This is a genomic window from Candidatus Krumholzibacteriia bacterium (assembly GCA_029865265.1).
In the GTDB taxonomy this organism is placed as follows: Bacteria; Krumholzibacteriota; Krumholzibacteriia; order WVZY01; family JAKEHA01; genus JAKEHA01.
The window spans coordinates 39,870-65,262 of sequence record JAOUHG010000017.1; the positions used below are offsets into that span (position 1 = coordinate 39,870).

At 67.0% G+C, this 25,393-nt stretch carries 22 protein-coding genes; 16 read left to right on the plus strand and 6 right to left on the minus strand.

Annotated elements, in window-relative coordinates; all coding sequences use genetic code 11:
* Positions 1 to 71: 71 nt before the first annotated feature.
* Both OEX18_09335 and OEX18_09340 read left to right on the plus strand, forming a co-directional pair.
* Complete coding sequence (locus tag OEX18_09335) at positions 72 to 2,222, plus strand: glycosyltransferase family 39 protein (protein MDH4337459.1); 2,151 nt, start codon at positions 72 to 74, stop codon at positions 2,220 to 2,222.
* Positions 2,219 to 3,154, plus strand: a complete 936-nt coding sequence (locus OEX18_09340; GenBank protein ID MDH4337460.1) for a hypothetical protein — start codon at positions 2,219 to 2,221, stop codon at positions 3,152 to 3,154. Before OEX18_09335 ends, OEX18_09340 begins: the two co-directional genes overlap by 4 nt.
* Here the strand turns inward: OEX18_09340 and OEX18_09345 are convergent.
* Positions 3,135 to 3,887: an RNA pseudouridine synthase gene (locus tag OEX18_09345; protein MDH4337461.1), complete on the minus strand. Its 753-nt coding sequence runs from the start codon at positions 3,885 to 3,887 to the stop codon at positions 3,135 to 3,137. The genes OEX18_09340 and OEX18_09345 overlap by 20 nt on opposite strands.
* Positions 3,888 to 3,999: 112 nt before the next feature.
* Between OEX18_09345 and OEX18_09350 the strand changes: the two genes are divergently transcribed.
* Genes OEX18_09350 through OEX18_09380 form a run of 7 tightly spaced genes read left to right on the plus strand, consistent with a single transcriptional unit; the run spans position 4,000 to position 12,117 of the window.
* Positions 4,000 to 4,926, plus strand: coding sequence for an ABC transporter ATP-binding protein (locus OEX18_09350; protein ID MDH4337462.1), 927 nt, complete (start codon positions 4,000 to 4,002; stop codon positions 4,924 to 4,926).
* 4 nt (positions 4,927 to 4,930) lie between these two features.
* Positions 4,931 to 6,181, plus strand: a complete 1,251-nt coding sequence (gene arcA / locus OEX18_09355) for an arginine deiminase (GenBank protein ID MDH4337463.1) — start codon at positions 4,931 to 4,933, stop codon at positions 6,179 to 6,181.
* 14 nt (positions 6,182 to 6,195) lie between these two features.
* Positions 6,196 to 7,200 (plus strand): ornithine carbamoyltransferase, encoded by a 1,005-nt coding sequence (gene argF, locus OEX18_09360; GenBank protein MDH4337464.1) that lies wholly within the window; start codon positions 6,196 to 6,198, stop codon positions 7,198 to 7,200.
* Positions 7,201 to 7,203: 3 nt separating this feature from the next.
* The gene (gene arcC / locus OEX18_09365; protein ID MDH4337465.1) at positions 7,204 to 8,112 is read left to right on the plus strand and encodes a carbamate kinase; all 909 of its coding nucleotides are present in this window, start codon (positions 7,204 to 7,206) and stop codon (positions 8,110 to 8,112) included.
* A gap of 12 nt (positions 8,113 to 8,124) precedes the next feature.
* Positions 8,125 to 9,330 (plus strand): ABC transporter permease, encoded by a 1,206-nt coding sequence (locus tag OEX18_09370; GenBank protein ID MDH4337466.1) that lies wholly within the window; start codon positions 8,125 to 8,127, stop codon positions 9,328 to 9,330.
* A complete protein-coding gene (locus tag OEX18_09375; GenBank protein MDH4337467.1) occupies positions 9,331 to 10,446 on the plus strand; it encodes an ABC transporter permease in 1,116 nt (371 codons plus the stop codon).
* A 21-nt stretch (positions 10,447 to 10,467) separates the two neighbouring features.
* On the plus strand, positions 10,468 to 12,117 hold the full coding sequence (locus OEX18_09380) for a M28 family metallopeptidase (protein ID MDH4337468.1): 1,650 nt from the start codon (positions 10,468 to 10,470) through the stop codon (positions 12,115 to 12,117).
* 108 nt (positions 12,118 to 12,225) lie between these two features.
* Here OEX18_09380 and OEX18_09385 read toward each other — a convergent pair whose 3' ends face one another.
* On the minus strand, positions 12,226 to 13,062 hold the full coding sequence (locus OEX18_09385; GenBank protein ID MDH4337469.1) for a patatin-like phospholipase family protein: 837 nt from the start codon (positions 13,060 to 13,062) through the stop codon (positions 12,226 to 12,228).
* Positions 13,063 to 13,173: 111 nt separating this feature from the next.
* Here OEX18_09385 and OEX18_09390 point away from each other — a divergent pair, with 111 nt between their 5' ends.
* Entirely contained in the window at positions 13,174 to 13,716 is a 543-nt protein-coding gene (locus OEX18_09390; GenBank protein MDH4337470.1) for a DUF4136 domain-containing protein, read from the plus strand.
* 11 nt (positions 13,717 to 13,727) lie between these two features.
* Here the strand turns inward: OEX18_09390 and OEX18_09395 are convergent, their stop codons facing one another.
* Positions 13,728 to 15,233, minus strand: coding sequence for an SLC13 family permease (locus OEX18_09395; GenBank protein MDH4337471.1), 1,506 nt, complete (start codon positions 15,231 to 15,233; stop codon positions 13,728 to 13,730).
* Entirely contained in the window at positions 15,234 to 15,884 is a 651-nt protein-coding gene (locus OEX18_09400; protein MDH4337472.1) for a DNA-3-methyladenine glycosylase 2 family protein, read from the minus strand.
* A 104-nt stretch (positions 15,885 to 15,988) separates the two neighbouring features.
* On the opposite strand from OEX18_09400, the gene OEX18_09405 reads away from it, so the two are divergent.
* Positions 15,989 to 17,230, plus strand: a complete 1,242-nt coding sequence (locus OEX18_09405; protein ID MDH4337473.1) for a LeuA family protein — start codon at positions 15,989 to 15,991, stop codon at positions 17,228 to 17,230.
* Positions 17,231 to 17,243: 13 nt separating this feature from the next.
* Here the strand turns inward: OEX18_09405 and OEX18_09410 are convergent, their stop codons facing one another.
* A complete protein-coding gene (locus OEX18_09410) occupies positions 17,244 to 17,921 on the minus strand; it encodes a hypothetical protein (GenBank protein ID MDH4337474.1) in 678 nt (225 codons plus the stop codon).
* Positions 17,922 to 18,286: 365 nt separating this feature from the next.
* Here OEX18_09410 and OEX18_09415 point away from each other — a divergent pair, with 365 nt between their 5' ends.
* From OEX18_09415 to OEX18_09425, 3 genes are read left to right on the plus strand one after another with little or no spacing between them, the layout of a single operon-like run.
* Positions 18,287 to 19,957, plus strand: a complete 1,671-nt coding sequence (locus OEX18_09415) for a peptide-binding protein (GenBank protein ID MDH4337475.1) — start codon at positions 18,287 to 18,289, stop codon at positions 19,955 to 19,957.
* Positions 19,958 to 19,964: 7 nt separating this feature from the next.
* Positions 19,965 to 20,942: an ABC transporter permease gene (locus OEX18_09420; GenBank protein MDH4337476.1), complete on the plus strand. Its 978-nt coding sequence runs from the start codon at positions 19,965 to 19,967 to the stop codon at positions 20,940 to 20,942.
* The gene (locus OEX18_09425) at positions 20,939 to 22,021 is read left to right on the plus strand and encodes an ABC transporter permease (protein MDH4337477.1); all 1,083 of its coding nucleotides are present in this window, start codon (positions 20,939 to 20,941) and stop codon (positions 22,019 to 22,021) included. The genes OEX18_09420 and OEX18_09425 overlap by 4 nt, the downstream gene beginning before the upstream one ends.
* Here OEX18_09425 and mutM read toward each other — a convergent pair.
* Positions 21,942 to 22,901: a bifunctional DNA-formamidopyrimidine glycosylase/DNA-(apurinic or apyrimidinic site) lyase gene (mutM, locus tag OEX18_09430; protein ID MDH4337478.1), complete on the minus strand. Its 960-nt coding sequence runs from the start codon at positions 22,899 to 22,901 to the stop codon at positions 21,942 to 21,944. The two genes, OEX18_09425 and mutM, sit on opposite strands and share 80 nt — an antisense overlap.
* 68 nt (positions 22,902 to 22,969) lie before the next feature.
* Between mutM and OEX18_09435 the strand changes: the two genes are divergently transcribed.
* Both OEX18_09435 and OEX18_09440 read left to right on the plus strand, forming a co-directional pair.
* Positions 22,970 to 24,736 (plus strand): TIGR03960 family B12-binding radical SAM protein, encoded by a 1,767-nt coding sequence (locus OEX18_09435; protein MDH4337479.1) that lies wholly within the window; start codon positions 22,970 to 22,972, stop codon positions 24,734 to 24,736.
* 6 nt (positions 24,737 to 24,742) lie between these two features.
* The gene (locus OEX18_09440) at positions 24,743 to 25,207 is read left to right on the plus strand and encodes a DinB family protein (protein ID MDH4337480.1); all 465 of its coding nucleotides are present in this window, start codon (positions 24,743 to 24,745) and stop codon (positions 25,205 to 25,207) included.
* Positions 25,208 to 25,393: the final 186 nt, after the last annotated feature.

A 25,393-nucleotide genomic window follows, 5' to 3' on the forward strand; every position in this document is an offset into this window, starting at 1 on the left:
AGCGTTCCAAAGGGGGCGATTGTTCGCGCCGTAACCATATGCTAGACTGGCAGTTCTAACCGACGACCGGCATGGCGAAGTCAAAGAAGCAAAAGAAGTCACACGCCACGGGTGCGGGCACTCCGCGGCCCGGCGCCCGCGACCGGCTCGACGTGGCGACGCCCTTCTCGTGGCGCAACCACGCCGACCGCATCGATGTCGCCATCGTGCTGGGCGTGGCGTTGCTGCTGCGCCTCACCTTCTTCTTTCTCAACCAGAAGCTCAACCCGACCTTCAGCTTCCCCATCATGGACGCGCTCTACCACCACGAGTGGGCGCAGGACCTGGTGGCGGGTGGCACGCGCGGCACCGATGCATTTTTCCGCGGACCGCTGTACCCGTATTTTCTCTCGTTTCTGTACCGGGTGAGCGGGTCGAGCATTGCCTTTGCGGTGTTCGTGCAGCACGTCATCGGCGCGCTCACCGCGGGGCTCATCTACCTGACCGCGCGCGAGCTGTTCTCGCGCACCGTGGCGCTGGTGGCGGGGCTGACCACGGCGCTGTACTGGGTGCTAGTGTACATGGAAGGCGATCTCCTCATCGAGACCACCTTCATCTTCCTGAACACGCTGGCCATGCTGCTATTGCTGCAGGGGACCAGGCGGCACTCGCTGGTTCGCCTGGCCGTGGGCGGGTTCGTGCTGGGACTGGCGACCATCGATCGTCCCAGCATCCTGGTGTTCTTCCCCGCCATCCCCATCGCGCTGTACCTCGCGGGCCGCCGGCGCCCGGCGGGCGCGCGCGGCTGGCTGCGGCAGACAATTGTAGTGGCGGTGGCGTGTGCCATTCCCATCGCGCCGGTGATGGTGCGCAACTACGTGGTCGCCCGCGCCATCGTTCCCGTGGGCGCATCCGGCGGCGTAAACTTCTACATCGGCAACAACCCCGCCTCCGACGGCTCCACCGCCATCGTGCCGGGAACGCGCGCCGACTGGTGGGGCGGCTATAACGACGCCATCGCCCTCGCCGAGCGCGCCACTGGCAAGAAGCTCACCCTGGCCGAGGTGTCCGACTACTACTTCCAGCGCGGCTTCGACTACATCCGCACCCAGCCGGAGCAGGCATGGCGCCTCATGGGCAAGAAGTTCATGATGTTCTGGGGAGCGGGCGAACGCGCCAACGACAAGTACATCTACTTCTTCTGGCATCTGGCGGGCATGAAGTACGTGCCGTTGCCCGGCTTCTGGCTCATCGGGCCGCTGGCCCTGCTGGGCGGGTTCCTCCTGTGGCGGCGCCGCGCAGAACTGGCCATGTTCTACCTGTTCGTCATCGTCTACTCGCTGGGCGTGGTGGTGTTCTTCGTGAACGCGCGCTTCCGGCTGCCCGTCATCCCCGTGCTCACCCTCTTCTCCGGCTACGCCACCGTGTACCTGGTGCGCGCATTTCGTGAGCGGCAGTTCGGCGTGGTACGCGCAATCGTGGTTCTCGCCGCCGCGGCCCTGCTGGTGAACTCGGACTACGCCTACCAGAAACAGATGCGCGCCTACTCGGACGCTTTCTCGAACTATACGCTCGGCAACGCCTACCTCAAGATGGGGATGGAAGGCACCGCGCTCAATCACTTCTCGCGCGCCGCCGAGATCAACGCCGAATCACCCACCCCGGCCTACCGCGCCATCCAGCGCGAGGTCGACTACAACCTCGGCGTGCTGTTGTGGAAGAGCGGGTTGTGTTCGCGCACCATCGAGGTGCTGGAACGCGTGGGCGGCAACGACGAACTCGCCCGCCACGCGCTCGACTGCCTGGGCGACTGTTACCTCAAGCGCCAGGACCTCGCCAGCGCGCAGCGCGTGTACGAGCACCTGCTGCAGCTCTCTCCGTCGGACCAGCGCGCCATCACCGGACTCGCCCGCTGCGCGGCCATGACGGGTGACACCGACAAGGCGCTGAGCATGCTCAACGAGATCGTCGATCCCACGCGGGCCGTGTACCCGCCGGCCTTCCTGGCGCTCGCGGAGATCCAGCGCAGCACCGGCAACATCGACGCGGCCATCGAGAGCTACACCCACATCGCCCAACTGCTGGGCTATGAACGCCAGGGCTACATCGCGCTGGCCGAGCTGTACAGCCGTAAGGGCGACAAGGCCGCGGCACTGCAGGCGCTGGAGCAGGCCGCCTTCCACTCCCCGCCCAACGACCCCACCATCCAGCAGCTCTCGGCCGCCATCCGCGCGGGACGATGAAGCGCGCCGCAGGCGCACCGCGCATCGCGGTGCTCGACATCGGCACCAACTCCATGAAGCTGCTGGTGGCCACCAGCGACGGCCGCCACGTGCGCCCGATCCACTTCGCACGTGTCACCACCCGCCTCGGTACCGGCCTGCACAAAAACGGGCGCATCTCGCCCGCGGCCACGGCACGCGCGGTGGATGCGGCCCGCAAGCTCGTCGCCGAGGCGCGGCGAAACGGCGCCACGCATGTGGTCGCAGTGGGAACCTACGCATTTCGCGCGGCGGAGAACGGCGCCCGGGTGGCGAAGAAGATCGAACGCGCCACCGGCGTCGGGGTGCACATCCTCTCCGGCCGCGAGGAGGCGCGCATGGCCTTCCTCTCAGCACGCTCGCACATGGAACGCGCGCCGGCGTCGGCGTTGATGCTCGATGTGGGGGGCGGGTCGGCGCAGCTCGTGGCCGCGCGCGGCACCACCATCGTGGGCGTCACCTCGCTGCCGCTGGGCGCGCTGCGGTTGACCGAGCGCTTTCTTCACCACGACCCCATCGAGCCCGGCGAGTACCTGCAAATGAAACGCACCATCGAGCGTGCGGTTCATCCGGTGATTGCGAAGCACGCGCTCCGTGCGCCGCGCGCGGTCTTCATGGCCGTGGGCGGCTCCGCCACCACCGCGCTGGCCATGGCGCGGCACGATGCGAGCGGGCGTCTGTGGCAGGGAAGCATGACGCTGGCCGAACTGCGTCAACTGGAACGGGCATGTCTGGGCAAGACCATCGCGGCACGAAAGCGCATGCCGGGGCTTCCTGCCGACCGCGCAGACATCATCCCCGCCGGCATTGCTGTGGTCCTCGCCGTCATGGGCGCGGCGCACAAGCGCGTGGCGCACATCACCGGCGGCGGCGTGCGCGAGGGCGTGGTGCTGACTATGGCGCGGGAGAATTGAGCCAGCGCGCGATGGCCGCGCCGAACAGCGTCCACGGGATGACGTCCGGCGGCGCCGCGGCCAGCTCAACCGTCTCTCCCCCCACCGGGTGCGGAAAGCGCAGGCGCGCGGCGTGCAGCGCGATGGCGCGTTCCGGCAACGGCTCGGGCGCGCGGTACTTCAGGTCCCCCAGCAGCGGAAATCCTGCCGCCGAGAATTGCAGCCGGATCTGGTGGTGCCGCCCCGTGCGCGGGTTGATCTCCACCAGCGATACCATCCGCGCCGGCGCCTTGCGGCGGCGATCGCGCGTCGGCAACGTCAACTCGGAGCGAGCCAGCACGCGGTATTCGAGCGACGCCTCGCGGGCGCGCGGGCCGTCCGCAGCGGCCATGCGCGAGCGGGTGTGCGTGCGCTCGATGAAACCACTCAACTCGCCGGTGTCGTCCGGCATCGATCCCACCACCACCGCAAGGTAGCACTTCTCCACCACCCGGTCGTGAAACGCGCGCGCCAGGCGCGACGCCGCCTTGGAGGTGCGCGCAAATACCATTACGCCGGACACCGGCCGGTCGATGCGGTGCACCAGCCCCAGGTACACGTCGCCGGGCTTGGCGTAGCGCTCCTTGATGTACGCGCGCGCCTGCGCCAGCGCGGTCGGGTCGCCCGTGCGGTCGCCCTGGGCCAGCAGGCCCGCCGGTTTGAGGACGCCGAGCAGGTGGTTGTCTTCGAGGAGGACCTGGATGTGTTGCGTCATGGGTTCCCGGGAATGGGCCCCGGCGCCCGCCGGGAGCCACCCGGCCTCGCTTGACCGCCCATGCCCGCTCCACCTATACTCCCCAGATTGCCCACACGAGCAAGTGCAAATCATGATAGAAGTTAGCAGTCTAACCAAATCCTACGGCAAAGTCGAGGCCGTGCGCGGCGTCTCCTTCCGGGTGGCCCCCGGCGAGGTCTACGGCCTGCTGGGCCCCAACGGGGCCGGCAAGTCCACCATTATCGGCATCCTCTCCGGCCTGGTGCTGCCTTCCTCGGGCGAGGCGCGCATCGGCGGGCACGACGTGGTGCGCGATTCGCTGGCCGCCAAGCGCATCCTCGGCGTGGTGCCGCAGCAGTCCATCGTGATCGAAGAGCTGAGCGCCCTCGCCAACTGCATGTTCTTTGGTTCCCTCTATAATGTGGAGGCGCGCGTGCTCAAGGAGCGCTCCCGCGAACTGCTGGACTGGATGGAACTGTCCGACCACGCCGGCAAGCCGGCGGGCACGTTTTCCGGCGGCATGCTGCGTCGGCTCACGCTCGTGCTGGGCATCCTGCACGAACCCGGGGCGCTGATTCTCGACGAACCCACCACCGGGCTGGATCCCCAGACACGCCTGCTCCTGCTGGAACGGATACGCGATATCGCCGGCAAGGGCACGGCGGTGCTCATGAGCACGCACCACCTGGAGGAGGCCGAGCGCCTGTGCAGGCGGGTGGGCATCATCGACGAGGGACGCATCATCAAGGAAGGCACGCTGGAGAGCCTGCGCGCGGAGGTCTCCGACGTGCAGCTGTTCAGCCTGCGCGGCACCTTCGACCGCGCGCGCCTGCGCGGCGTGGTCGCAACCCTCGCCGGCGCGGAGATCCTGCTGGACGAGGCGGACGAGGCTGTGGTGGCGGTGCCCAGCGGGAGCGCACACGCATCGCGCCTGATCGAGCTGGCCGCCTCTCTCGAACAGGTCAACGAGGTCGCCATCAAGCCCCCCTCGCTCGAGAGTCTTTTTATCCGGCTCACCGGGCGTGAGCTCCGGGAGTGATTCGATGATCCAGTATCGCGTGGACTCCGAAGTCGGGAAGCTTCGCAAGGTCCTCGTGCATCGCCCCGATCTGAGCCTGCGCCGCCTGACCCCGTCTAACTGCGAGGAACTGCTCTTCGACGACGTGCTGTGGGTGCGCAAGGCCCGCGGCGAGCACGACAAGTTCGTGGGCCACCTGGAGCGGCGCGGCGTGGAGGTGTACTACCTCGACGACCTGCTCGCCGAGGTGCTGCGCATTCCGGAAGCACGTTCGTTCGTGATCGACAAGACCGTCACCCGCCTCACCGTGGGTGCCGCACTGGTGAAGGACTTCCGCGCCTACCTGATGGAACTGGATCCCCGGCGCCTCTCCGCCATCCTCATCGGCGGGCTGGCGCGCGTGGAGATCGACGACAGCTTCCTGCGCAAGCACTCGCTCACCCTGGCCACCATGGACCCGTTCGACTTCGTGCTGCCGCCGCTGCCCAACTCCATCTTCACGCGCGACGCTTCGTCGTGGATCTACAACGGCGTATCCCTCAACCCCATGTACTTCGAGGCGCGCCAGCTGGAAGTGGTGCACGTGGCCGCCATCTACAACTGGCACCCGATGTTCGCCGACGCCGACTTCGAGTTCTGGTTCCCCGACCAGGACGAGCAGGGCCGCTTCATCCAGGAGGACTGGGGCCGCGCGTCGCTGGAGGGCGGCGACGTGATGCCCATCGGCAACAAGACGGTGCTGGTGGGGATCGGCGAGCGCACCACCGCGCAGATGGTGGAGCGGCTGGCGCAGTCGATGTTCCGCTACGAAGCCGCCGAACGCATCATCGCCTGCCAGATGTCCAAGGATCGCGCGCACATGCACCTGGACACCATCTTCACCATGGTGGACCGCGACGCGGTGACACTCTACCCCAAGGTGAGCGACAAGATCCGCGCCTTCAGCCTGCGCCCGGGCGACAAACCCGGCCAGCTGGACGTCACCGTGGAGAAGAACTTCCTGGAAGCGGTCGCCGACGCACTCAAGGTAAAGAAACTGCGCGTGATCGGCACCGGCGGCGACGAGTACCAGGCGGAACGGGAGCAGTGGGACGACGGCAACAACCTGGTGGCCATCGAACCCGGCGTGGTGGTGGCCTACTCCAAGAACGAATACACCAACAAACGCCTTCGCAAGGCGGGCATCAAGGTGCTCACCATCGACGGCTCGGAACTGGGACGCGGTCGCGGCGGCGGTCATTGCATGACCTGTCCCCTGCTGCGCGATCCCATCTGATTGCGGAGAACAACATGGGCAACATCGACCTCAAGAACCGGCACTTCCTCAAGGACCTCGATTTCTCGAAGGAGGAACTGCTCTACCTGCTCGACCTGTCGAAGGCGCTCAAGCAGGAGAAGAAGGCGCGGCGAGAGATGCAGCGCCTCAAGGGGCGCAACATCGCGCTTATCTTCGAGAAGACCTCCACGCGCACGCGTTGCGCGTTCGAGGTGGCAGCCTTCGACCAGGGCGCGCACGTCACCTACCTGGGGCCCTCCGGCACCCAGATCGGCCACAAGGAGACCATGAAGGACACCGCGCGCGTGCTGGGGCGCATGTACGACGCCATCGAGTACCGCGGCTTCGCGCAGACCACGGTGGAAACACTGGCCGAGTTCGCCGGGGTGCCGGTGTACAACGGCCTCACCGACGAGTTCCACCCCACCCAGGTACTGGCCGACGTGCTCACCATGGTGGAGCACTGCGACAAGCCCATCGAGCAGATTTCTTTCTGTTATCTGGGCGACGCGCGCAACAACATGGGCAACTCGCTCATGGCCGGCGCCGCCATCCTGGGCATGGATGTGCGGCTGGCCGCACCCCGCTCCTGCTGGCCGGAGGAAGCGCTGGTGCAGCGGTGCCGGGCCATCGCCGAAAAGAGCGGCGCGCGCATCCTGCGCACCGAAGACGTGGCCGCGGGGGTCAAGGGCGTTGACTTCCTGTACACCGACGTATGGGTTTCCATGGGCGAGCCCGAATCGAAATGGGCGGAGCGCATCCAGGTGATGAAGCCCTACCAGGTGAACCGGCGCGTGCTCGATCTCACCGGCAACCCCGAGGTGAAGTTCCTGCACTGCCTGCCGGCCTTCCACAACCGCGACACCAGGGTGGGCGAGTCGATCTACCAGCAGCACGGCCTGGACGGACTGGAAGTCACCGAGGACGTGTTCGAATCGAAACACTCAATCGTGTTCGACCAGTCCGAGAACCGCCTCCACACGATCAAAGCAGTGATGGTTGCCACCATCGGCGAGTAAGTCATGCCGCGCCGCCGCATCGTCATCGCACTCGGAGGCAACGCCCTGCTCAAGCGGGGCGAGCCGCTCACCGTTGCCAACCAGCGCGCCAACGTGCGCGCGGCGGCGCTGGCCATCGCGCCCATCACCGACGGCAACGACATCGTGATTTCGCATGGCAACGGTCCGCAGGTGGGCATGCTGGCGCTGCAGGCCGCGCACTCCGATTCGGGCACGCCGCTCGACGTGCTCGGCGCCGAGACCGAGGGCATGATCGGTTACATGATCGAACAGGAACTCGGCAACTGCGTGCCCTTCGAGCGCCCCCTCGCCACCATGCTCACCATGGTGGAGGTGGACCCGGACGACCCCGCATTCCAGAACCCGACCAAGCCCATCGGACCCATGTACACCGAGGCGGAGGCGAAGCAGCTCGCCGAGCAGAAGGGATGGACGGTGGCCGCGGATGGAACCGGCTGGCGGCGCGTGGTGCCGTCTCCGCTGCCCAAGAGAATCTTCGAGATCCGCCCCATCAAGTGGCTGATCGAGAAGCAGACCATCGTGATCTGCGCCGGCGGCGGCGGCATCCCCACCATGTACCGGGGCGAGACCCTGGTGGGCGCGGAGGTGGTCATCGACAAGGACCGCGCCAGCGCGGTGCTGGCGCGGGAAGTGAACGCGGATCTACTGGTGCTGGCCACCGACGTGGCCGGCGTCTTCGCGGACTGGGGCACGGCGAATCACCGGCTGATCCGGCACGCCACGCCCGCGCAACTGCGTGAACAGCGCTTCGGCGCCGGCTCCATGGGACCCAAGGTGGAGGCGGCCATTGCCTTCGTCAAGGAAACCGGCAAACGCGCGGCCATCGGGTCGCTGGAAGAAATCGGGCAGATCGTCGCGGGTGAGGCCGGGACGATCATCGAACGCTCGTAAGGCCCTGGGACGATGCACTTCCTGCGCATGTACTGGCGGCGCACGCTGCGCAAACCGGGCTCGATCCTCCTGTGGCTCGCCGTTCCCTTCGTGTTCATGGGCATCTACCAGCTCGCGTTCGGAAACGACGGGGGCACGCCGCGCATCGGGATTGCCATCGTGGATCAGGACAGTTCGCTGGTGAGCGGGCTGGTGCAGAGCGCATTCGACCGCGGCCCGGTGGGCGACATCATCACCACCATCCCCGCCGCGAACCTCGCCGAAGTCGAGGCACGCTTCGCAGCCGGTGATGCCTCGGCGGCTCTCGTTATTCCCGCCGGCTTCGGCGACCGCCTGCTGCGCATGGAGCCGGACACGCTGCGTCTGCTGCGCAATCCGCGCCACGCCATCGGACCCCAGGTGGCGGAGGGCGTGGTGGGCACGCTCATCACCGTCGCCAACGGCGCGCTGGGACAATTCGCCGCCCCCATGGGAACGGTGCGCGGCCTGCTGGAGGGCGGAGAGCCTCCGACGGGAGACGAGGTCGGCGCCGTATCGCAGCAGTTCTACGCCGCCAGCCGCAACGTCACCGGTTTCGGCGCGTTGCAGAACGTCGACGTCACCGTCGTCGACGACGCGGGCGCAACCGACGATTTCAACATGGCGGCGCTCTTTTTTCCCGGGCTGGTGATGTTCGGACTGCTCACCGTCTCGCTTCGCCTCGAGCACGCGTTTCTCATGGATCGCCGCAACCACGTGACGCGCCGCTTTGTCACCGCGCCGGTGTCGCCGTGGCGGGTGGCACTGGAACAGCGTCTGTATACGGCGTCGTTCGCCTACGTGGTGGGCATCGTGGCGGGAACCCTGGGCGGCATCATCTGGCGCATCCCCCCGCACGGCCTCTTCACCGCCAACCTGGTGGTTGCGGCGCTGGCCCTGTTCATCGCCGGCATCAACGGCATCATCTTCTCGCTCAACGACTCGCCGCGCGCGGTGGGCGCCATCAGTTCGCTGGTCATGATCTTTCTCACCATTCTGGGCGGCGGTTTCTTTCCGGCCGAGTTTACGCCCGGGACCTTCAAGGCCATCGCAGCCTGGATTCCCACCGGAACCGCCAACCTGGCCCTGACGCGTGCGCTGACCGGGCGGGAGATCGGCGTGTCGCTGCCGTTGTACGCGCTGACCTGCGTGGCCTTCTTCAGCGCCGGTGTCCTGTCCGGCCGACGGAGGATCATCTAGATGCGCCCCGCGTGGTGGACCATCGCCCGGCTGGAGCTCACGCTCGCCATCCGCGACCGCGGCTCGGTGATCTGGTCGTTGATCGCGCCCATTGTCATGGCGTGGATATTCGGCTCCATGTTCGGCGGCAACGCGGACGCCCCCGCGCCGACGCGCGCGGCCCTCGATGGCGGCGCCAATCCCCCCGCGGTGGTATCGTTCGTGGCCGGCGTGCTCGGCGCACACGGCGTGGTGGTCGACTCGGCGGGCGCGGTACGGGTGGAGCTCCCCGACAGTCTGCTCGCGAAGCTGCGCGACGGCCAGGCCGCCACCGCCCGTATCCACAAGGGCGACGCCAGCGACCTGCGCGCGCAATCCGTGGGCGCCAACGTGCGCGACGCCCTGTACCGCATGGCCTTCGAGCGCCGCACCATCGAAACGGCGGTCCGGGAAGGGCGCACGCGGGTGTCGCCGGCGGGTGACACGCCGCTCGCGCTGAAGATGGAGACGCTGGGCGCGGCGCCCCGGATCCCGACGGGTTCCGAGCACACCCTCCCGGCCATGCTGGTGATGTTCATCATGTTCCAGCTCACCACCTTCTTCCTGGGGATGTGGGTGGAGGATCTCAGGAGCGGAAAAACACGGCGCATCACCATGAGTCCCACGCGCACGCGCGACATCCTCTTCGCCCAGATCGTGGCGCGGCTGGCGTGGGGCACCCTGCAGGTGGCCATCATTCTCGGCCTGGGGTCGATGATCCTCGGCGTGCACCTGGAGGCCGCGCCACTCCCGCTCGCCGCGTTGATCGGCGCGTACATGCTTGCGGCGGCGTCGCTGGGGATGCTGCTGGCCTCGTTCTTCAAGTCCCCGGAGAAGGCCGGCGCCATCGGCGTGATCGTTTCGCTGGTGATGGCCGCACTGGGCGGTTGCTGGTGGCCGCTGGAGATGGTGCCCGACGCCATGCGCCGGGTGGCGCTGGTGTTCCCCACCGGCCAGGCCATGGACGCGCTGGGAGAGATGACCGCACTGGGCACCGCCGCGCCGTTTCCGCTGTCAAACGTGGTGGTGCTGCTGGCGATGGCGTCTATCATGATGCCCTTCGCCACGCGCCGCATGCGCATTCAGATGACCAGCTGATGTTGGTGGAAGGAGATTCCCGTGAAGACGTCCGATCTCGCACTCATTGCGGCGGCGGCCATCGCAGCCGCGCTGTCCATTGCCACCGCCGCAAATACCGGCATGTCCGAAGCGCGCATGCGCGAGCACATCCGCTACCTCGCCTCCGATGAGCTCGGCGGCCGCGCACCCGGTTCGCGGGGCGAGGATCTCGCCGTGACCTACCTCACCGAGCAGTTGAAGGCGGTGGGTTGCGCACCCGGCAACCCGGACGGCAGCTTCACGCAGACGGTCCCACTGTACGGCTTCACCGTGACCAACGCCCCCACCCTCACCGTGAACCGCATGGACGGAGGGTCGAGGGAGTTTGCATCCGGCAGCGAGTTCGTCGGATGGACGATGCGCCAGACCACCTCCAGCGCGGTCGAGGACGCGGAACTGGTCTTCGTCGGCTACGGCGTGGACGCACCCGAGTACAACTGGAACGACTACCGGGACACCGAGGTGGCCGGGAAGATCGTGGTGATCCTGGTCAACGACCCGCCGCTCGAGGACGCGTCGATGTTCGGCGGGCGCGCCATGACCTACTACGGACGCTGGACCTACAAGTACGAGGCGGCGGCGGAGAAGGGCGCGCTGGGTGCGATCATCGTGCACAACACGCAGGACGCGGGCTACCCCTGGGCGGTGGTGGAGAACAGCTGGTCGGGCGAACAGTTCGACGTGGTGCGCGCGGACGAGGGTGCCGGCCGTTGCGCGCTGGAGTCGTGGATCACCGAGGACGCGGCGCGCGAACTGTTTGCGATGGCGGACCGCGACTTCGACGCCGAGAAAGCCGCGGCGGCGACGGCGACGTTCCGGGCGTACCCGCTGGGCCTGCGCGCATCGGCCCGCATCGAGAACGCGGCGCACACCATCGAGTCGCGCAACGCCGTGGCGCGGGTGGAAGGGTCCGATCCGGTGCTGCGAAACGAGATCGTCGTCTTTACCGCCCACTGGGATCATCTGGGCATCGGCAAGCCGGCCGACGGGGATTCCATCTACAACGGCGCCCTCGACAACGCCACCGGTGTCTCCGGCGTAATGGAAATCGCCGCGCGCTTTGCGGAGGAAAAGAAGTCGTTGAAGCGCAGCGCCCTGTTTGTCTTCACCACCGGCGAGGAGAGCGGCCTGCTGGGCGCCACGCACTACGTGGAGAATCCGCTGTATCCACTGACGCACACCGTCGCCGTGATCAATGTGGATGGACTCAACGTGTGGGGTCGCACGAGCGACATGGTGGTGGTGGGGTACGGCCAGTCGGACCTCGACCAGCTGCTGCGCGACGTGATCGCCGCCATGGACCGCACCATCGCACCCGACAGCGAACCCGAGAAGGGTTACTACTACCGTTCCGACCACTTCCCCTTCGCCCGCGCCGGCGTGCCCGCGCTGTACGCGGACAGCGGTGTGGAGTTCCGGGAGCGGCCGCAGGGCTGGGGAATGGAGCGCCGGCGCGAGTACGTGGCCCAGCGCTACCACAAACCGCAGGACGAATACTCCGAAGCGTGGGACCTGTCCGGTGCGCTGGAGGACATGGAGGCGCTGTTCCAGGTGGGTTACACGCTGGCCTCAACCGACCGTGTGGCGCAGTGGAGCGAGAAGAGCGAATTCCGCCGCGTGCGCGAAGACATGATGCGCGGCTCCAAGTAACCGGGAGGGTGTGACGTCACTTCGCGGCGAGTTCCGCAGCGCGACTGCCAGATGGAGTTCTGTCGCGCGAGGACTGTCTGAGCAAGCGAAGAGACGTCGCGCCCGACCCTACTGCGTATCGCGCAGCGCCTGCTCGCCCGCGGTGAGTTTGGCTTCCGCGGCTTCGTAGCCCGCCTTGACCGCCTCGTCCATGCGGTTGTAGTCCTCGATCTTGAGGTCCGGATCGAGCGGCGGGCGGATGAGTACCTCCGGCGGATTCAACGACAGGCGCATCGACGTCACTGGGCCCTGCGGAATGTCGATGGACTTCATCAGCATCTCAAAAATCAGCGGACGCTTGCCGCGCTTGAGCGGCGTGCGCACCTTCTCCCACAACGACCGCTCGTCCTCGAACACCAGCCGGCGGTCCGCCGGCGCCGAGGTATCCACCGCCACCACCGGCGCCAGCGTCATGCTGCGAATCACGTCCACCGGCAGGTTGTTGAGCAGGCTCCCGTCGATGAGCACCCGCCCCACGTGTTTCACGGCGGCGAAAATTCCGGGCAGCGCGCTGGTGGCGCGCAGCGCGGGCAGCAGTTTGCCCTGGTTGAGGACCACCAGGCGGCCGCGCTGCACGTCCACGGCCGTAACCGCCAGCGGAATCTTGAGGTCCTCGAAGTTCTGCGGCAGGTGCTTCTCCAGGTGGCGGGTCACCCCCTTGCCGCCGATGAGCCCGCCCATGCTGCTGCGGTCCAGCAGGCCCATGAGATCGAGCCCGCCGAACATCTCTTCGATCTGCGCCGCCTTGAACCCGGCCGCGTGCAGCGCGCCGATGATGCCGCCCATGGAACAGCCGGCGATGGCCTGCACGCGCAGACCGCGCTCTTCGATGGAGCGAAGCACGCCGATGTGCGCATAGCCGCGCGCACCGCCGCCGCCGAGCACCAGACCCACCCTGACCGCCATGAAGACCTCCGTGTTTCGCGGCGGTGATTATTCGCGCTCCCGCCGCCCGCTGTCAACGAGTGATGCGCGCGGCCTTGACCCGTTTCCGGCCGGCGGATAGTATCGGCGGCGATGCGTGCCCTGTTCCTGCCGATGCTGCTCCTCCTGCTCACCGCCTGCGCCACGGTGCAGTACAGCCACGACTGGGACGTGACGGCCGATTTCGGCCGCTACCGCACCTACGCGTGGATGCCAGCACCCCCCGACAGCACCCCGGCGAACGCCGATGCCGCACGCGCCGGCGGCACCCTGATCGAACGCCGCGTGCGCGCGGCGGTGGACGCCGCCATGCTGGCGCACGGGTTCAGCGCCGACGAAGACCACCCCGACGTGCGGGTGGCGTATCACACCGGTCTCAAGGACAAGATGAACATCACCGACTGGGGCTACCCGTACGCCGGCAACTACTGGGGATGGGAGGGTCGTGACGTCGACGTGGAGAACTACACCGAGGGAACCCTGGTGGTCGACCTGCTCGACGCGGACTCGCACGACCTGGTGTGGCGCGGCATGGCCAGCGGCGAAATCCACCCCCGCAGCACGCCGCAGGAACGCGACCATGCCATGAAGCAGATCGTCGCGAAGATGTTCGAAGAATACCCACCGAAGCGCTGACCCGCCCGCGGCTAGCGCGCGGCCGCGAAGTCCAGCCCCAGCACCCAGCGCGTCCACGTGTAGGTGAACAGCGTCACCAGCACGATCCCGATCCAGTCCACCACCCAGCCCGCGCGCATCATGTCGCGCGCGGTGACACGGTGCGTCCCGTAGACGATGGTGTTGGGCGGTGTCGCCACCGGCAGCATGAAACCGCACGAGGCGGCGAGGGTCGCGGGCAGCATGAGCAGGAGCGGGTGCATGCCCTTGGCGGTCGCCAGCGCCGCCAGCACGGGCAACGAAACCTGCGCCAGCGCGGTGTTGGACGCCAGCTCGCCCAGAAAGCAGATGCCCGCCACCAGCAGGAAGATCATCAACAGCGGCGGCACGCCCGCGAGCCCCCCCAGGCTCGCACCCAGGTAGTCCGACAGGCCGGAGCGCTGGAACGCGTCGGCGAGCGCAAAACCGCCGCCGAACAGGATCACCACGTCCCACGGCAGCTTGCCGAACGCGCTCGCATCCAGAATCGGTCCCGGCCGCGAGCGCGCCGGCACCATGAACAGCAGGATGGCCACGCCCACCGCCACCACACCGTCCCCCACCCGCCCCGCGAAGCCGCCCCGCGATGCCCAGCCGCGCACGGTCGTGTCGCCCAGGGTGAGGTCCGCGCGCGTGACCACCAGCGCCACGAACACGAAGAACAGCACCATCACGACGCGTTGCTCGAACGGCATCCGTCCCAGCCCGGCGTAGTCGCGGCGCAGCAACCCGCGATTGACCACCACCGCACAGCCGCGCAACGCCGTGGCACGGAAGTACAGGAACAGCAGCACGAACATCACCACCGACACCGGCGCCGCCATCAGCATCCACGACAGGAAGGTCACCGGCGTCACCCCGGGGGCGGCCATGGCGTACACGCGCGAGAAGACCAGGTTGGGCGGGGTGCCGATGAGCGTGGCCATGCCACCCACCGACGCCGCGTAGGCAGCGCCCAGCAGCATGGCCCGGGTGAGTCCCTGCGCGGCGGCGCGGTCCTCGTGTTCAACACTTCCCACCAGGGAGAGGATGATGGGGATCATGATCAACATGGACGCCGTATTCGACACCCACCACGAGATCATCCAGGTGACACCCATCACGCCCAGCAGGATCATCGCCGGGCTCTTGCCGATCCACACCAGGATGCGCAACGCGATGCGGCGGTCCAGCCCGGTGGTCTGCATCCCGATGGCCAGCATGAAGCCACCCAGGAACAGGAAGATGATGTCGTTCATGTAGGCGGCGGCAACCTGGCCCGCGCTGGCGAACGCAAACAGGGGCAGCAGCACCACCGGGAACAGCGCGGTGACGGCCAGCGGCACCGCCTCGGTGAGCCAGTACATCGCCATCAATACCGCGACCGCCAGGGTCCGCCCCACCTCCGGGCGCTCCGGCACCGGATTGACACCCACCAGCACCAGCACGAACAACACCAGGCCCAGCAGGAGCGCCAGAATGCGCATCCGCGGCCACCAGCGGGAACGGTCAGCTACCATCTACACTCCGTCGTAGCCACGCCACAGGTAGAGTGTGCCCACCGTCCGGTACGGGCGCCAGGCCTCCGCGATCCGCTCCAGGCGACCCGGCTTCGTGCCCCGGCGCAGGCGGTAGCGCGACGCCATCGCCTTGCGCAGACCCAGGTCGCCCACCGGAAAGACATCCAGACGGTTGAGCGCAAAGATGAGAAACATGTGTGCCGACCAGTCCCCCACGCCCTTGATCGCCGTCAGGCGGGCGATCACCTGTTCGTCACTCATGCGGGCAAACGTACGCAGCGTGACGCGATTGCGGGAGAAGTCCTCGGCGACGTTGCGCACGTACACCGCCTTGGAACGCGACAACCCGCACGCAATCAGTTCCTGCGGCGAAAGCGCCAGGATACCCGCCGGGCCCGGCCGTCCGCCCCCCAGGGCCGCGGCGAGGCGCGCGTAGATGGAGCGTGCGGCGTGGGTGGAGAGCTGCTGCGAAACGATCGTCTCCAGCATGACCTGGAACGCGTTGGTGGTGGCGTGCAGATCGTAGGTGCCAAAGCGCTGCACCAGATCCGCCACCACCGGATCGCTTGCCCGCAGGTGTGCGGCCGCGCGCCGCATTTCGCGGTCGAGCCCCGCCTGCCGTGAAGAACTGCGCCGGTCGAGCCATGCCATGCCGCAATCATATCCGCACGGCGCGCGCCGGGAAAGGGGATGCTTCGCCGGAAGTTCCATTGAAGCGACGGGCCGGTTCTGCTAGCGTGGGTGCCGGAAGGCCTATGAGCGCGCCCGACGAACACACCATCATCCACGAGTGGAACCCGCGCCCCGCGGCGCCTCCCTACCCGCTCAAGCTGAACGACGAGACCCTGCGCGACGGCCTGCAGTCGCCGTCGGTGTTCAATCCCGCCATCGCCGACAAGCTCGAGATTCTGCACTTCATGGAGGATCTGGGGCTCTACTCCGCCGCCATCGGCCTGCCCGCCGCCGGACCCCGCGCGTTCGAGGACGTGCTGGCCATCGCGGGCGAGATCGCGCGGGCGCGGCTCAAGATCTACCCGTACTGCGCGGCGCGCACGCACCAGAACGACATCCTCCCCATCATCGACATCCAGCAGAAGACCGGCATCAAGGTGCAGGCGGCGCTGTTCATCTTCTCCAGCCCCATCCGCCAGCTCGCGGAGGACTGGACCGTGGACAAGCTGCTCAAGGTGAGCGAGGCGGCCATCGAGTTTGCGCACAAGAACGAGGTGCCGGTGATGTACGTCACCGAGGACACCACGCGCGCCCAGCCCGAAACCCTGGAGCGTCTCTACCAGATGGCGATCGACATGAACGTGGAGCGCCTGTGCATCTCCGACACCGTGGGCCATGCCACGCCGGGTGGCGCCGAGACCCTGGTGCGGTTCGTGCGCTCCCTCGTCACGCGTTCCGGCAAGGACATCGGGGTGGACTGGCACGGGCACCGCGACCGCGACCTGGCGGTGGCCAACGCGATGGCGGCGTTCTACGCCGGCGCGGACCGCATCCACGGATCCATGCTCGGGATCGGCGAGCGGGTGGGCAACGCACCCATCGATTCGCTCATGGTGAATTTCAAACTGATGGGCGTGTTCGATCAGGATCTCACCCGGCTCCCCGCCTACGCGCGCAAGGTATCCGACGCGTGCCGGGTGCCCATCCCCGACAACTATCCCATTCTGGGCAAGGATGCCTTCCGCACCCAGACCGGCGTGCATGCCGACGCCATCGTCAAGGCCTACAAGAAGGGTGACGCGTGGCTGGCCAACCGGATATACAGCGGGGTTCCGGCCGACGAGGTCGGCCTCGCACAGGTCATCGAAGTGGGGCCGATGAGCGGGAAGTCCAACGTGCGCTACTGGCTGGAATCACGCGGCATCGAAGCCACCGACGCGATGGTGGATCGCATTTTCGAGCGCGCCAAGCAGGTCGACTACATTCTCCCTGATGGGGAGATTATCGAGATCGTCGAGAAGATCCGGGGCGGGGCGGCGCGCTGACGGGCGTCGCCGCCTACTTGCGATACAACGCCTTCACGCCACCCCAGGTGGTCGCTTCGACGCCGACCACGTTGTCCTGCGCGACGATCCGGAAACGCGGAGTGCCTTCGAATGCACCGTTGGCGTTCTTGTCCGAGAACGCGATGATCTCCAGACCCGTTGAGCCCACCCAGGTGAAGCGGTGCACGCCCGTGTCCGAGTAGAAACCATTGCCGATGCTGGTCAGGACCTCGATGGGCGCGAGCTGCGACGTCAGCGCGCCGATGGGGGCACCGTCGATGAACACCTGCACCAGCGACGAGGGCGGGTCCGGCCAGAAGCGCAGACACAGGCTGCCGAGCGTGCGCGGCGAGGTGCCGAAACCGTCCACGATAACGTCGAAGTTGTTGCCCAGCGTGACGTACTCGTTCTGCCCCGAGGGCGACGGCTCGAACGCGGTGATAATGGGTGCGCGGTAGAGCTCCACCGGGATGCGCGACTCCGCACGGTCCCACAGCATCTGCCCGCCGACCGCATAGGCAGCATCGAAGCGGGCGTCGCCGGGCGACACGAGTTCATAGCGTCCCGCGTCGAAGCGGCACACTGCCGGTGAACTTGGATAAAGCAGATAGGACGGTTCGGCGTGGACGCGGCCCGCAAACGCGGTCGCGCACAGAATCAGGCCGAGCACGATGCCCTTTTTCGTGCCCATAGCTATTGTCTCGACCTCCGCGTCTGACCCGCTGGTTCGTACTGCCGGGCCGCGCTGCTGCACAAAACGTTGTTGCACTGTCGCGAAGGGACGCGGCCCGGGGCCGCGACGAACTGCTCCTTCCCCCGCAGAAACGCGCATGAGTATAGCACAAATCGGCCCTGACATGAAGCGGGGGATGCGGGTGGCGTGGGGCCCGACGATCTACTTGATTAATTGACAGGGGCTTGCCCGGCCCGGTGTGGGTCCGGGCGGCGGGGGGCTTTGTGGTTTTCCACCGGCACGCCCGGTGCTACACTGCCCCTCGTTGCCGCCCCTGCCATGCTTCGCCCCGCGCGGCCGGACCGCGCCAAGGAGGACTCTCGATGCAGCGCAATCTCCGACTTGCCCTTCTCACAGCCCTGTTGCTCGCCGGTGCTGCCGGCTGCGGCGGGGGCGGTGACCACGCGGATGGCAACGGCGGCGATTCCACCTTGGCGGTCCACACCGGTTCGGGCCCGCGGCCGGGCGGCACCGTGATCCGGCGCCTCGAGTCGGAGTGCAAGACGCTCAACTGGGTGCTGTACACGACGGCGTACGAGAACTTCGTCCTGCGCCACATCTACGACCCCGTCATCGACTACGACGAGAACGGCGACCTGGTGCCGGTGCTGGCGGCCGCGCTTCCCGAAGTGAGCGCGGACCACCTGCGCGTCACCATCCGGTTGCGCAAGGACATCCACTGGCAGGACGGCGTGCCGATTACGTCGCGCGACGTAAAGTTCGCACTCAGCAAGATCCAGGACCCCAGCGTGCCGGCGCTCAACAAGCTGGCCTACTTCGAGAAACTGGACCGCCTGGAGACGCCGGACGACCACACGCTGGTGTTCGTGTGGAAGGAACCGTTTGCGCCGGGCATGTACGCCCTCACCCAGCTGTGGCCCATCCCCGAGCACATCTACGGCAAGGGTGACTTTCTCACCAACCCCGCCAACCGCAAGCCGGTGGGCAGCGGGCCCTTCATGCTCGACGAGTGGCGCTCGGGCCAGTACATCAGCCTGAAGCGCTACGACGACTACCACGGCAAGAAGGCCTACCTGGATCGCATCATCTTCAAGGTGGTCGAGGACGACGCGGTCGCACTCAACATGCTCAAGACGGGGGAACTCGACGAGATGCGCGTCACCCAGCTGCAGTGGGAGAAGCAGACCGTCTCTCCCGAGTTCACGGCCGGCTTCAACAAGTACCAGTACTACTTCCCGCAGTACAACTTCATCACCTACAACTGCCGCACGGTGTGGTTCTCCGATCCGCGCGTGCGTCTGGCGATGACGTTCCTGTTCGACCGCGAGAGCATCAACAACAAGATCTACTCGGGCTATGCACGGCTGGTGAGCGGGCCCTTCTACATCAACTCGTGGGCCTACGACAAGACGGTGAAACCGCACCCCTTCGACCCCCAACGCGCGCGCGAACTGCTCGACGAGGCCGGATGGACGGACAGCAACGGCGACGGCGTCCGCGACAAGAACGGCAAGAAGTTCGAGTTCGAGCTGGGCATCGCCCACGGCAGCAACACGGCGGCACAGTTTGCACAACTGCTGCAGGAGGAGTGCGGCAAGTCGGGCATCCGCGTGAACATCCGGCAGATCGAGGGCTCCACGTTCTTCGACCGTATCGATAAGGGCGAGTTCGACGCGTGTACGCTGGGGTGGACGCTGGACCTCGACCCCGACGTCTATGACACCTTCCACTCCAGCAAGGTCCCGCCCAACGGGCTCAATCAGGGCGCGTACTCCAACGCCTCGGTGGACAGCCTGCTCGTGGCCGGACGCACCGAATTCGACCAGAGCAAGCGTGCCGCCATCTACCACCGCGTGCACCGGATCATGCACCAGGATCCGCCCTACACCTTCATCAACGCGGTGCCGGAAAAGCGGCCCATCGCCAGGCGCATCCAGGGCGTCATGATTTCACCCAAGGGGCCCTACGACTTCTGGCCGGGGGCGAACTACTGGTGGGTCGACGAGGGCGCCGCCAGCGTCGCGTCCGACTGATGACGAGATGCTGCAATACACGCTGCGGCGCCTCCTGTACCTTGTCCCCACGCTGATCGGCATCACGATCGTCACGTTCGTCGTGATCAACCTGGCACCGGGCGATCCGGTGGAGTTGATCAATCGCGGGCAGATGGACGCACGCGTCTCCCCGCAGGCCTATCAGAACATGCTCCACCTGTACGGGCTCGACGACCCCATCCACGTCCGCTACGCCACCTGGCTCAAGCGTCTGATGACCCTGGATTTCGGCAACTCGTTCCTGGATCACCGGCCCGTCATGGAGAAGATTGCGGAACGGTTGCCGGCCACCCTGATTCTGAACATCACCTCGCTGGTGGCGGCGCTGATGCTCTCGGTGCCGCTGGGGTTGTACGCGGCAATGCGACAGAACTCGACCTTCGACAAGGTCGGCGGCGCCACACTGTACTTTCTGTATTCACTGCCCGAGTTCTGGGTGGCGCTGCTGCTCATCATGCTGTTCGGTGTCAAGCTGCGCCTGCTTCCCTTCCACGGCATGGAATCCATGGACGCGCACAACCTGGGCTTCTTCGCCTACGGGTGGGACCGCTTTCTGCACATGCTCCTGCCGGTCACCTGCCTCACCTATGGTTCGCTCGCGTATCTCTCGCGCTTCGTGCGCGGTTCGTCGCTGGAAGTCATCCGCCAGGACTACATCCGCACGGCGCGCGCCAAGGGGCTGGGCGAAAAACAGATCGTGTACCGGCACGTCTTCCGCAACACGCTGATCCCGGTGCTCACCCTGCTGGGTCTGCTGCTCCCCACGCTCATCAGCGGCAGCATCATCCTGGAGTCGATCTTCTCGTGGCCGGGTGTGGGCGAGCTCTTCTTCACGTCGGTGCGCGCGCGCGACTACCCGGTGGTGATGGGGTTGAGCTTCATTACGGCGGTGCTGGTTCTGATCAGCACGCTGGTTGCGGACCTGCTGTACGCGTGGGCCGACCCACGGGTGACCTACCGATGAGCAACGGCGCCACCATCCAGACACCGCCGCCCGGCGGCGTCCCCGAGGCACTGGCCCGCAAGAGCCCCGGCTTTGCGCGCATCGTCTGGCGGCGGCTGCGCGCGGACCGCTTCGCCATGGCGGGTCTCATCGTGATCGGCTTCTTCTTTCTTGTGTCGTGGTTTGCGCCGGTGATCGCGAACAACCGTCCCATCATCATGCGCTGGAACGAGCGGATACTCTTCCCCGCGGTGGCCCAGATGTTCCCCCTCCGCTTCGTCATGAAGTACCCGGAGCTGACCAGTGTCGAGTTCGACGCCATCAAGCACGACGCATCGGTTGGGCTGGTGATGCCGCCGGTCAAGTATTCGCCCATCGCCACCTCGCTCGACCATCGCCTGTTGCCGCCGGATCACAACCACCCGCTGGGAACCGACGAGCTGGGGCGCGACGTCCTCGCGCGCATGGTGCATGGAACCACGATCTCGCTGAAGGTGGGGCTGGTGGCGGTGGGAATCTCGCTGGTCATCGGACTGCTGGTGGGAGCGCTGGCGGGCTACTACGGGGGGCTGGCTGACATCCTGCTGTCGCGGCTCATCGAAATCGTGATCTGCTTTCCCTTCCTGTTCCTGATCCTGGCGGTCATCGCGTTCCTGCCGCCCAACATCTATAACGTGATGATCGTAATCGGCATCACGCGCTGGACGGACATCGCGCGCTACACGCGGGCCGAGTTCGTGCGCTTGAAGAACCGGGAGTTCACCGAGGCGGCGCGCGCGCTGGGCGCCAGCGACGGCAAGATCATCCTGCGCCACATCCTCCCCAATTCACTCGCGCCCGTGCTGGTGACGGCGACCTTCAGCATCGCCAGCGCCATCCTCATCGAGGCCGCGCTCAGTTTTCTCGGCCTGGGCACGCAGCCGCCCACACCCAGCTGGGGCGGACTGCTGGCCAGTGCGCGGGAACAGGATTTTGCGTGGTGGCTGACCACCTACCCCGGCATCGCCATCTTTCTCAGTGTTACCGCGTATAACCTGCTCGGAGAGGGCCTGCGCGACGCGAGCGATCCGCGCGCCGCGATCGGCGTTTCCCTGCGCTGACCGGCGCGGGCTGGCAGCGCGGGCACAGATGCGTTCCCCGCTGCGACACCTCGATGCGCTCGATCACCGTGCGGCAGCGCCGGCACGCTTTTCCCTCGCGTCCGTACACCGACAGACGCAGTTGGAACGCCCCGCTGGATCCGTCCGGGCGGCGGTAGTCGCGGATGGTGGTACCGCTGGCAGCGATGGCGCGTTCCAGGATGACGCGGGCGGCACGCAGCAACCGCGCGGCCTGCGCAACGGCGGCGTCTCCCGGCGTCAGCGGGTGGATGCGGGTCGCAAACAGCAGTTCGTCCACGTAGATGTTGCCCAGCCCGGAGACGATGCGCTGGTCGAGCAGCAGCGCCTTGAGCGGCGCCCGGCGCCCGGAGAGCCGCCGGGCCAGCTCGCGCGGCCGCATGGCGAAGGGATCGGGGCCAAAGTCGAACGACGCTGCCACCGCCGCACCGTCCCCCACGAAGAAGTAACCGAAGCGCCGCGGATCGACGTAGCGCAGTTCGCTCCCGTCGGCAAAGAGAATGCGTGCGTGGAGGTGCGCCTCGCGCGGCACCTGCCGCGCGTCGGCCGCGAACAGGAGCTTTCCGGTCATGCCGAGATGCACAACCAGGAACAGCTCACGGGTCCTGTCGTCGATCACCCCGCCGCCTGACGCGGCGGGGGCCCCATCGACGACACCCGCTCGCCCTGCCTGCAAGCGCATCATGATGGCCTTGCCGAAGCGCTCCACGCCCTCGATGCGCGCGCCCGCCAGCGTCCCCACGCGGAGGCTGCCGCGCCGGTACAGGTCCGGCGCGGTGAGCCGGGCGCGCACGACGGTCCGCCCCGGCAGCACCGGGGCCAGCTCGCGCACGACGGTTTCGACTTCGGGCAGTTCAGGCATGGGTGACAGGACCTCCGAATGTGTGTAGAATAGCCGATCCGGGCCCCGAGTCCTACGGCCCAGGCCGCATGAAAAAATCGATCCAGCAGATTCTCTTCGACGAGGTGCTTCCGCGCGTCCAGAAGCCCGGCCAGTACGCCGGCGGCGAGCGCAACATCATCGTCAAGGACCACGCATCCGTGGACCTCAAGGTCGCGCTGGCCTTCCCCGACACCTACGCCATCGGCATGTCCCACCTGGGACTGCGCATCCTCTACCAGCTCATCAACGACCGCGAGGACGCCTGCGCCGAGCGCGTGTTCGCGCCCTGGATCGACATGGAGGACGAGTTGCGCCGGCGCGAACTGCCCCTGGTGACCCTGGAGACCTTCACGCCGCTGGACCGCTTCGACGTGATCGGCTTCTCCATGCAGTACGAGCTGGGCTTCACCAACCTGCTCAACATGCTGGAGATGTCTCGCATCCCGGTCCTGACCGCGGACCGCGGCATCAACGACCCGGTGATCCTCGGGGGCGGCTCCATCACCCTGGCCATGGAGCCGGTGGCACCGTTCTTCGACGCCATCCTGGTGGGCGACGCCGAAGACGTCATCCACAAGGCGCTCGACATCATCAAGGCGTGGCGCAGGAGCGGCCGCCCGCGCGCCGAGCTGCACCGCGACCTGTGCGCCATCCCCGGCATGTACGTCCCCTCCCACTACGAGGTGGACTACCACCCCGACGGCACCATCGCGGAGATACGCAACCTCGCGCCAGCGCCGTCCAGCATTCCCAAGACCACGGTGTGGGACCTCGAGAACGCGACCTTTCCGGTGCGGCCGGTGATTCCCAACGTGGAAGTCATCCACGACCGTATCAACATCGAGATCATGCGCGGTTGCCCCAACCAGTGCCGCTTCTGCCAGGCGGTGCAGCACTACCGCCCGCTCAAGATGCGCACCATCGAGACCGTGCTGGCGCTGGCCGAGCAGTCGTACCGCGAGACCGGCTACGACGAGATCAGCCTCACCAGCCTGTCCACGGCGGACTATCCCGGCATCGTGGACCTGCTGACCGCCATCTCGGATCGTTTCCGCTCGCGCCGCGTCAACGTGTCGCTGCCGTCCCTGCGCGTTGGGCCCGAGCTCAAGAGACTCCCCGGCCTCACCAGCACCGTGCGCAAGTCGGGGCTGACCATGGCGCCGGAGGTGGCCACCGACCGGCTGCGCGAGGTCATCCGCAAGCCCATCAAGAACGCGGACCTGATGGCGGGTTGCGCGGCGGCGTTCGAAGCGGGCTACCGGCTGGTGAAGTTCTACTTCCTGATCGGCGCGCCCACCGAGCGCGAAGAAGACCTGCGCGGCATCGTGGACCTGGCCCACGCGGCCAGCGTGCTGCGCCAGCAGATGTCCGGGCGGCGCGCGCAGGTGAACTGCTCCATCTCGTCGCACATCCCCAAACCGCACACGCCCTTCCAGTGGGAGGCGATGGACACCCGCGAGGAGCTGCGCGCCAAGCAGCGCTTCCTCAGGAGCTACAACCGCAGCGGCCACATCCAGCTCAAGTTCCACGACGTGGACGTGAGCTACCTGGAAGCGGTGTTCTCGCGCGGCGACCGCCGCCTGGCGGGCACGCTGCTCGCCGCCCGCGCGGCGGGGCTGCGCATGGACGCGTGGTCGGAGTGCTTCGACATCCGCCGCTGGGAGGAGATCTTCGCCGCGTCGGGCGTTGACCCGGACTGGTATGCGCTGCGCCGGCGCGCCACCGACGAGATTCTCCCCTGGGACATGATCGGCCTGAAGATCCCCACCGCGCACCTGGTCAAGGAGCACGGCCGCGCGCACGCCGCGGCCTGACGCATCGTGAGCGCCGATTCCCTCGCATATCAGTTTGGCTTCGCCCCGCGCGCGCTCTCACTCAATGTCGAGGGTGTGAGCGACGAGGACGCGCGCAAACAACCGGCCGGCGGCGGCAACAGCATCTGCTGGGTGGTGGGACACATCGTGTCCAGCCGCCAGGGTGTGCTCGCACTGCTGGGGTCGGAACCCACCTGGCCGAAGGAGCGAAGCGACGCCTACGCCCGCGGCTCAAGCGGTGACGTGCCGGACCTGCCGCTGTCGCGCCTGCTCGATGATCTCAACGCCACCACCCCCATCATCACGGAGAAGCTCAAGGCCCTGCCCGCCGGCGCCCTGGACGCGCAGTCCGGCAAGCCGGACCAGACGCTGGGCCAGCGCCTCGCGTTCCTCGCCTTCCACGAGTCCTACCACGTGGGCCAGACCGGCCTGCTACGCCGCCTCATCGGCATGCCCGGCGCCATCCGCTGACGTCTTTCGGGCGCGCGTGATACCGATCCGACGCGATTTCCGCAGCGCGATTTCAAATGTTTGGTTGTGGCCATGAAAATGTCCCTGGCACGGGGTGTGCCTGTGCGGGGACATGGGACCGGGATCGGCGGGATGGGTTCCTCCCCATTGCCCCAACCCCAACTGCACATACTTCAACACCTTGAC